The following is a 7,084-nucleotide window of genomic DNA, read 5'->3' on the forward strand; positions in this document are numbered from 1 at the left end:
GGCCATCGCACTGGTCAGCGTTGAACACGGCATAGGCCTTGAGCACGCGCCGGTTTTCGGTGTCCGCTTCGCCTTCGGCGTTCTCGACCTCCTTGGTGTAGCTCTTGTAGAAGATCGCAACGGTCGATTTCTCGCCCTTGCGAACCTGCCCTCCGAGCACCTGGCACTGGCGATAGGTCATCCAGTAGGGCGAGGCGTAGCCACAGCCGTCGGCCACCATCCAAAGCCAGAAGGTGTTCATTCCGCGATATGGTGTCCCGCAGGAACGTAACGGCCGCGAGACTGGCACACCGCGCCACGGCTTGACCCAGGGCTTTGTGCCTTGCTCGAGCTTCTCGATAATTGCGGCAGTGATGCGCTGGGCTGGCGAAGTCGATGCAGTGCGGCGGGACTTGTTCATGGGAGGTCTCCTGATGGCCGGGACAGACATGTCCCGGTTCAGGGAATTAAAAGCTCCCTCCTCTCTCCTTAGAAACACGCGACGGTTATGTGCCCCGTAAGTCGCCAATCAGTGGACTCGACAACGAAACTGAAATCCGGCGTCAGATTATGCCTCTGCGAAGCCTATCGTTTTCCTTGGTCGGCCATTTCGAGTTTTGACTTTTTGAAGATTGAAAAATGTGGAATTTCAGGCCATCAAATCGCCTCTGGGAGGCGGCATGAGTTTAGCAACAGATCTGGTCAGCAAGCCCCCGCGTGAGAGGGGAGCGACCGGAGGCCGGTACGATTTTCAAACAATGTGGGGATTGGCGCTGCTGTTCCAGCAGCATGGGACCAATGACGACTATGCGATCGTCTTCGAGTTTCACGACGATATTGCATTGCTCGATAGCGCAAGCAATCCCACAAATGTTCGTTTCTACCAAGTCAAATCCAAGGCCACCAACGGCGGTTGGACTCTTACTGCGCTTCTTAAACGGGAGAAAGTGAAGACCAAAGGAGCCACTAAGGAAAAGCCTTCGTTCATCGACAAGATGTTCGATAATGTCGATAAGTTTCCGGACGCGGTCCTTTCTGCCGATTTCGTTTCAAACCAGCTTTGCGGATTCAACGCCGGCAAAACTTCCTTTCGCCTGAACGAATGCGAGCCTAGCCATTTCAAGAAGATCGTCACATCGATCCAGGAGGCTTACCCGAGAGCGACCGAGGCCCAGGTCGGGCTGCTCGGATTTCAACGTACCGATCTCAGCCTTGGAGACGTGGTCTCCCACACAAAGGGTAAGCTGCAGACCTTCATCGCGGAGCAGCTCGGTTCGGTTTGGTTCAGTCCCGAGGCCGTTTACCAAGCGATCGCCGATGAATGCCGCAGGAAAGCAAATTTCTCTGGTGACACTACTTCCCTCCAGCTGGCTATCAAGGAAAAGGGGCTGACCAAGGACAATGTTCAGGAATGGCTGGATGCCATCCAGAGCAACAGCCGATCTCCGGATTGGGGAACGATCGCGCCGAGCCTCACCTATCCCTTCACGGACCAGCTTCGCATCAGCCAGGAATATGCGGTTTATCGTGCTGCCGCGCTGAACTCGGCCGACGGCGCTGTCCAGCGCATCCGCATGAAGATCGCAGAAGCACTGCCGACCGTCATAGATGACGCAACGCTTAGTCTCGTCGACATGGTCGAGACGCTTTACCTTCATGCAGAAGAGATCGGGAAGAAGTACCTTTCACCATTTAGTCCCTCAAGACTGAAGGCGATGATAATATATGAAATATACACGCATCATTAAAGCCGAGCGGTACAAGCGATTAATTAGAAGCCTCAGAAAGAAGTCTCATGAAAAACTTGAAGTTGCGAAGGCTTCTTCTACTCTCTCGCCTCGAGGGGAAGGCGAGGCAGGAGAAGTTTGACGAATGCACGACGGTGGTGTTCGGCGAGAACGACACCGGGAAATCGCATCTCATCAAGTCCATCTATGGCGCATTCGGGGCAGATGCCTCGGTCGTGAACGAGAAATGGATCAAGGCATCTGTCGCCACGATGCTCGAATTCTCCGTGGATGGTGCAATCTACTCGATCCTTCGGTTCGATAATCAGTTCGCTTTGTTCGATGCTGCAGATGATCTCCTCTGGACGGGAACGTCGCTAATGAAGGAGGTCGGCCCAAAGATTGCCGAACTGCTCGACTTCACCATTCAGTTGACCACCAAGTCCAACGATCTTGTGGTTCCGCCGCCGCAATTCTGCTTCCTTCCATTTTATCAGGACCAGGACCGGGGCTGGGATGACAGCTGGAGCTCGTTCAAGAGCCTCGCCATGATTCCCAATTTCAAGAAGAGCATCCTCGAATATCACACCGGGATTCGTCCAAGGGAATATTACAGCGCCCAGGCGCAGCGGGCGGATGCGCAGCGAGAGCAGAACGAGCTCAAGGCCGAGCGGCGCGCACTAGACCGGGCGACCGTGCGACTGCGAAACGGGCGTTCGCCGGTGACAACAACCTTCTCGCCGGAGTTGTTTGGGAGCCAGATCGAACAATTGCTGGCGGAGCTGAATGAGCTTCGCACCATCTATGAGGGCGTGAAGCACAAAATATCCGAACTCCAATCTCGGCGGGCTGTACTTGTGGAGGAAATTGAGATCGCTCGCACTGCTTTGGCGGAGCTCGATGCGGATGTGAAATTCACCCAGAACTTGTCGGATGCACAAGTCATATGCCCTACTTGCAATACCGTGCACGAAAACGATTTCGCGAACCGCTTCAACCTCATCAGTGACGCGGATGCGTGCAGGGGGTTCCTTGCAAGCGCGCGGCACTCATTGGTCGAAGTTGAGGCCGATATCGCGCGCCAGATGCAATCGCTGCATTCGTATGACGACCGGATAAAGCGAATCGACGCGCTACTGGAAGAGAGGCGTGGCGAAGTAAAGCTCCGCGACATGCTCAAGGATGAGAGCGAACGCGTCGTCGACGCCACGATCGCGGCAGAGCGTGCCGTGATCGACGAAGGCATAATCAAATGGCAGGCTAGGGAGGAGGAGGCCCTAAAAACGATGAAGGCGCATAGCAGCGCCAAACGCAAGGCTGAGATCGTTGCCTTCTACACCAAGAAGCTCAGTGCTTTCGCTGTAGAGCTCGGCGTGACGTTCGGAGCCGCTGCCAAGAAGAGTGTCTCGCCCAAGATAAATGAGACCGGCAGCTACGGCCCGAGAGCCATTCTAGCCTATCATTTCGCCCTGCTACATACGATTCGCGAATTCACCACCTCCTGTCTGTGCCCGATTATCCTAGATACTCCGCTACAGCAGGACCAAGACGATACAAACGCCGCCGCCATAATTGGCTTTGCTCTCAAGAACAGACCGCGCGACATGCAGCTAGTCCTTGGCACGGTCTCGCTACACGGCGCCGAATATGGCGGGCATGTCATTAACCCACTGGTGAAGGAGTCATTGCTTCGCAGTGAGGAGTTCGACACCGTCAACACTTACATGCGACCATTCATCAATAAGATGCTTGGCCAAGATCAGGGAGAGCTTATCTAGCCTTCGGTTTCTGATTCCGAAGGCAGTGTCGTAGGCAGCTGATTTGGGCCTGGTTTAGTGATGTCGTCCTCCAATCCCGTGAGTCGGCGTCCGGCCCAATATCCTGTATGGGAAAGGCGGCCCGTCCCGAAAGGGACGGACCGCCCGCCGAGTGACCTGGACCTGTCAGGAGGGGTCAGGCAGCCTGCTCGGCAATCTCTTCAGTTTCTTCGGCGTTGACCGCCTCGTCTCCCTCGTAGTCCGCCAATTCGAGTTCTTCGGAGCCGGCGAAACGCATGATCGGCGGAACCCAAGCCTGTGCCCGATCTTTGGCATCGGCCTCGCCGATGAAGTTGCCCGAGAAGATGCGTTCGGCAGCGCTCGCAAGCTCAGCCTTCTTCGATGCGGCATAGCGACTGACCAGTTCGGGACCGCCGACCGCATCGAGCGCTTCGAGCGTGCGGACCTTGGCCACACGGTCGAAGTAATTGTTGGCCGTGGGACGCCACCAATACGCGGTCTCGATTTCGAGGAGGGAGCCGAGCGTCTCATGCATCGGCACCGAGCGCTCGCCTTCGCAGGCAAGGCTGGCAACCAGTGTCCGAGAGACGACATGGCCAAGCCAGGCCGAACGCGCCTCGTCGGAAAGTGCCCGAAACCTTGCAAACCGCTCGACATCGCTTTCGCCAGAACGCCAGCTTTCATCGAGCGACCCGGCAAACTCGGCCAGAGCAGCGCTTGCCGGTGCGTCCTTGGCTTCGAACCCGGTAACCGGGCCTGATGCCACCGGACCCACCAGTGTCGATGCCTTCTTGGCGCGCCAATCGTGGCCATCGGCATCGGCAAGCGTGAAGACCATAAAGTCGAGCGCCAATGCCGGATCGTTGGCGAGATGGACCGCCAGGATGTCGCGGCGCTGCATTGCGAGTTCGTCGAGCAGGCGCTGGGAAAGCGAGCTCCCCTTGGGCTTAGCCGCACCGCTCTCTTCAATGGCCTCGACCACGCCTTCGTCGGTGATGACGTCGGTTTCGGTATAGAACTGCGGGACCAACGTCGGCTCGCCATTGCGCGAGAGGACGAGGAAGGCGCCAGCCTTGGATTTCAGTTCGTCAGCGAGTACCGGCACCCGGTCATTGAGCGCGCGCATGGCGCGGTCGATGACGACGAGTTCCTGTTCGGCCTTGGCGACCTCGTCCTCGTCGCTGTCCTCGTCTTCAAGCACGGCGGCGACGCGGTCGTAGTCGGCCTCGAGCTCGCCGAGCTCCTGCGCTTCTTGCTCGGTTATTGGCGCAGGCTCGCAGGGCAAGCGACCGAGACCTTCAACAAGGTCGTGGCTGACGTAGTTGCCAAGGGTCGGCCGAACCCAGGCAAGGCCATATTCGAGGGCCGTCTTTTCTGCGGATTCGTCCATGGCCTTGTGCGCGAGGTCCTCGAGCAGCGCGACATCGATCCAGCTCTCGCTGGCATCGTCGTCGAACAGTTCGCGTTCGATCCGCCCACCTGCGGCGAGGTAGGCATCGCGTCCGACGAGAACCGCTCGCGGATCGGAACCGCGCACCGTGGCATCAAGCACCATGCGGCGGATCGTATCAGGCGTGATCTGATACCAGGCATCCTGCAACTCGGCATAGACATGCGCCTGCCGCTCCACGTCGGAGATCGCGCCGTAGGCCTTGGCCATGTCGAGCGTGATCGTGCCTTCGGCGAGTGCTTCGAAGACGCAGGGTGCGAGACTTGCCAAACGCAGGCGTCCTTCGACGAAGCGGACGGTGAGGCCGAAGCGGCGCGCCACGTCTTCGGGGGTAGCCCCCGCCTCGATGATGGAAGCAAAGGCCTGCGCCTCGTCGGCCGGGTTCATCGCCAGACGCTGGAAGTTTTCAGCAAGGCTGGCTTCGCGCACTTCGCTTTCTTCGCCTTCGATGACGAGGCAGGTGACCTCGTGGTTCTCGGGCAAGGCGCCATCTTCGGCCAGCGCCTGCAGTGCAGCGAGCCGGCGACCGCCGGCCTCGACCTCGAACTTGCCGCGCTTTCCTTTGCGCACGACGAGGTTCTGCAGCAGGCCGCGCGCAGCAATGTCTGCCCGCAGCTGGAGGTCGGCCAGCACGTCGCTCGACTTGCGAACGTTGCGCGGGCTCGGGACGAGCTTCTTCAAGGGAATCGACTGGATCATGGGTGTTCTCCTGATGGAATGAAGGCGCAGGTGAGGATCACGAGGCCCACAAGCCCAAAGGGCTCCCTCCACTCTCTTCAATGGCTGTGGCGAACATCTATACGACCGAGATGGGGCGATCAGGGATCGGCTAAGTTCCGATCATGAGGGCAGTTGTTCTCAATGCGCGAACCCATTCGCAGGCCCGTCATCAGCGGGCACAGGCAGATCAGTCGCCCGGACTTGAGGAAGGACGTGATCGGGCTCCGGCGTACGCGACACGGGAGCTTATCGGTTCATTCAGACACACGAAGGGGAGGAGAGAAGGGGAAACTTAAGCGCAATCGGAGGCAGCGCTCAGTTTCATTCGGACCCTGACCTGTTGAGCGGAGACTCTATCTATCCGCTGCCGAGCAAGCGCTCTTCGAGAAGCGTCCGAAAATCCCGACGCGCATCAGCAATTACGAACACAGTCACCTGACCGGGTGCTGGCTCGGGCTGATATCCGTAGATGATGCGGAAGGGAGAGCGCGACAATTGCCGGAATTCGGTGATCCCGAGAGCCTCAAGTTCCGGTGGAACCGGTCCTTTCTGAGGATTGTCGGAAAGGGACTCGATAGACGCGACGAGGTCATCCAGCAGTGCGTCCGCACCATCGTCGCCATCCGGCCCGCGCTGCGCCACGCGACGCTGCCAGATACCCGCAAGATCACGCTCCGCACCGGAGGTGATCTTGATCGCTAACGCGGCCGTCATCATTCAGTTTGACTTACCCCGTACGCGCTCCGCAAGGCCTGCCACCGGGCGGGTCCGACCAGCGGCAACATCGGCCTGTCCGAGCGCCAGAAGTTTTAGCAGAGCGAGCGTTTCCTGTGCGCGCTCGTAGCTGGCGACATCCTGCAGAACTGCCTTGGCTTCGCCATTCTGCGTGATGACCAGTGGCCCGCCGCCATCTCCAATCTCCCGGATAATTTCGGCGCTGTGGGCCTTCAGATAGCTGATCGGTTTGATGCGCTGGTCCAGCTTCATAGAACACCTTGGGACTGAATTTGGTCTTTATATAGTCCACGACTTGGCAATTGCAAAGCTCAATGCCCGATTGCGATGCCTGGGAGTATCTGGCCTGCCCTCGACACCGGGACGAACAGCCGCGTGCGGTAGCGGATGATCTCGGTGAAGCAGCCCTTGTTCTTGTACCAGTCGAGGCGATCGGGCGAGAACCCGGTCAGTTCAAGGCGCTGTTCGCCGCCTACCAGCGAGCGCTTAACGGTGAGTGGATTGTGGCTTGCGAGGCCCAGCGGTTTGCCGCTGGCAAGGACAAGGTCGCCGATCTGCTCAGCCGATGGTCCGGCAACTCCGGAGAGGCCAAAGGTCTCGGCGATCGCAGCGAGATCGAGATCGAGCACTTCGCGGCCGATGATCGACTGGCCGTCTTCGGTAACGAGCCGGGTGACCCGAACATGATCGCCGGG

The 7,084-nt window shown here is 58.6% G+C and carries 6 protein-coding genes and 1 pseudogene; 2 read left to right on the forward strand and 5 right to left on the reverse strand.

What is annotated here, in order from left to right; all coding sequences use genetic code 11:
* Positions 1-400 (reverse strand): ArdC-like ssDNA-binding domain-containing protein (locus ACFDTG_RS15500; RefSeq protein ID WP_375291867.1); only part of this gene is annotated, 400 nt, incomplete at its 3' end.
* A 220-nt stretch (positions 401-620) separates the two neighbouring features.
* Here ACFDTG_RS15500 and ACFDTG_RS15505 point away from each other — a divergent pair.
* Together ACFDTG_RS15505 and ACFDTG_RS15510 are read left to right on the forward strand one after the other, a co-directional pair.
* Complete coding sequence (locus tag ACFDTG_RS15505) at positions 621-1,727, forward strand: dsDNA nuclease domain-containing protein (RefSeq protein WP_375291870.1); 1,107 nt, start codon at positions 621-623, stop codon at positions 1,725-1,727.
* Between the two features lie 47 nt (positions 1,728-1,774).
* Positions 1,775-3,484 (forward strand): hypothetical protein, encoded by a 1,710-nt coding sequence (locus ACFDTG_RS15510; RefSeq protein WP_375291868.1) that lies wholly within the window; start codon positions 1,775-1,777, stop codon positions 3,482-3,484.
* A 175-nt stretch (positions 3,485-3,659) separates the two neighbouring features.
* On the opposite strand, the gene ACFDTG_RS15515 is transcribed toward ACFDTG_RS15510, so the two are convergent.
* The 4 genes and pseudogenes from ACFDTG_RS15515 to ACFDTG_RS15530 form a co-directional block, all read right to left on the reverse strand.
* The gene (locus ACFDTG_RS15515) at positions 3,660-5,633 is read right to left on the reverse strand and encodes a ParB/RepB/Spo0J family partition protein (RefSeq protein WP_375291869.1); all 1,974 of its coding nucleotides are present in this window, start codon (positions 5,631-5,633) and stop codon (positions 3,660-3,662) included.
* Between the two features lie 378 nt (positions 5,634-6,011).
* A complete protein-coding gene (locus tag ACFDTG_RS15520; RefSeq protein ID WP_160661444.1) occupies positions 6,012-6,371 on the reverse strand; it encodes a type II toxin-antitoxin system RelE/ParE family toxin in 360 nt (119 codons plus the stop codon).
* Positions 6,372-6,641, reverse strand: coding sequence for a type II toxin-antitoxin system Phd/YefM family antitoxin (locus tag ACFDTG_RS15525; RefSeq protein WP_047822024.1), 270 nt, complete (start codon positions 6,639-6,641; stop codon positions 6,372-6,374).
* 59 nt (positions 6,642-6,700) lie between these two features.
* A pseudogene (locus tag ACFDTG_RS15530) lies at positions 6,701-7,084 on the reverse strand (methylase); the annotation flags it as partial.

The sequence above is a fragment of the Qipengyuania sp. genome, from assembly GCF_042095715.1.
Classification (GTDB): domain Bacteria; phylum Pseudomonadota; class Alphaproteobacteria; order Sphingomonadales; family Sphingomonadaceae; genus Qipengyuania.

Bases quoted from the DNA above. Each gene is read 5' to 3' on its own strand.
- ACFDTG_RS15525 (WP_047822024.1), bottom strand. From the start codon at position 6,641: ATGAAGCTGGACCAGCGCATCAAACCGATCAGCTATCTGAAGGCCCAC.
- ACFDTG_RS15520 (WP_160661444.1), bottom strand. From the start codon at position 6,371: ATGATGACGGCCGCGTTAGCGATCAAGATCACCTCCGGTGCGGAGCGT.
- ACFDTG_RS15515 (WP_375291869.1), bottom strand. From the start codon at position 5,633: ATGATCCAGTCGATTCCCTTGAAGAAGCTCGTCCCGAGCCCGCGCAAC.
- ACFDTG_RS15510 (WP_375291868.1), top strand. From the start codon at position 1,775: ATGAAAAACTTGAAGTTGCGAAGGCTTCTTCTACTCTCTCGCCTCGAG.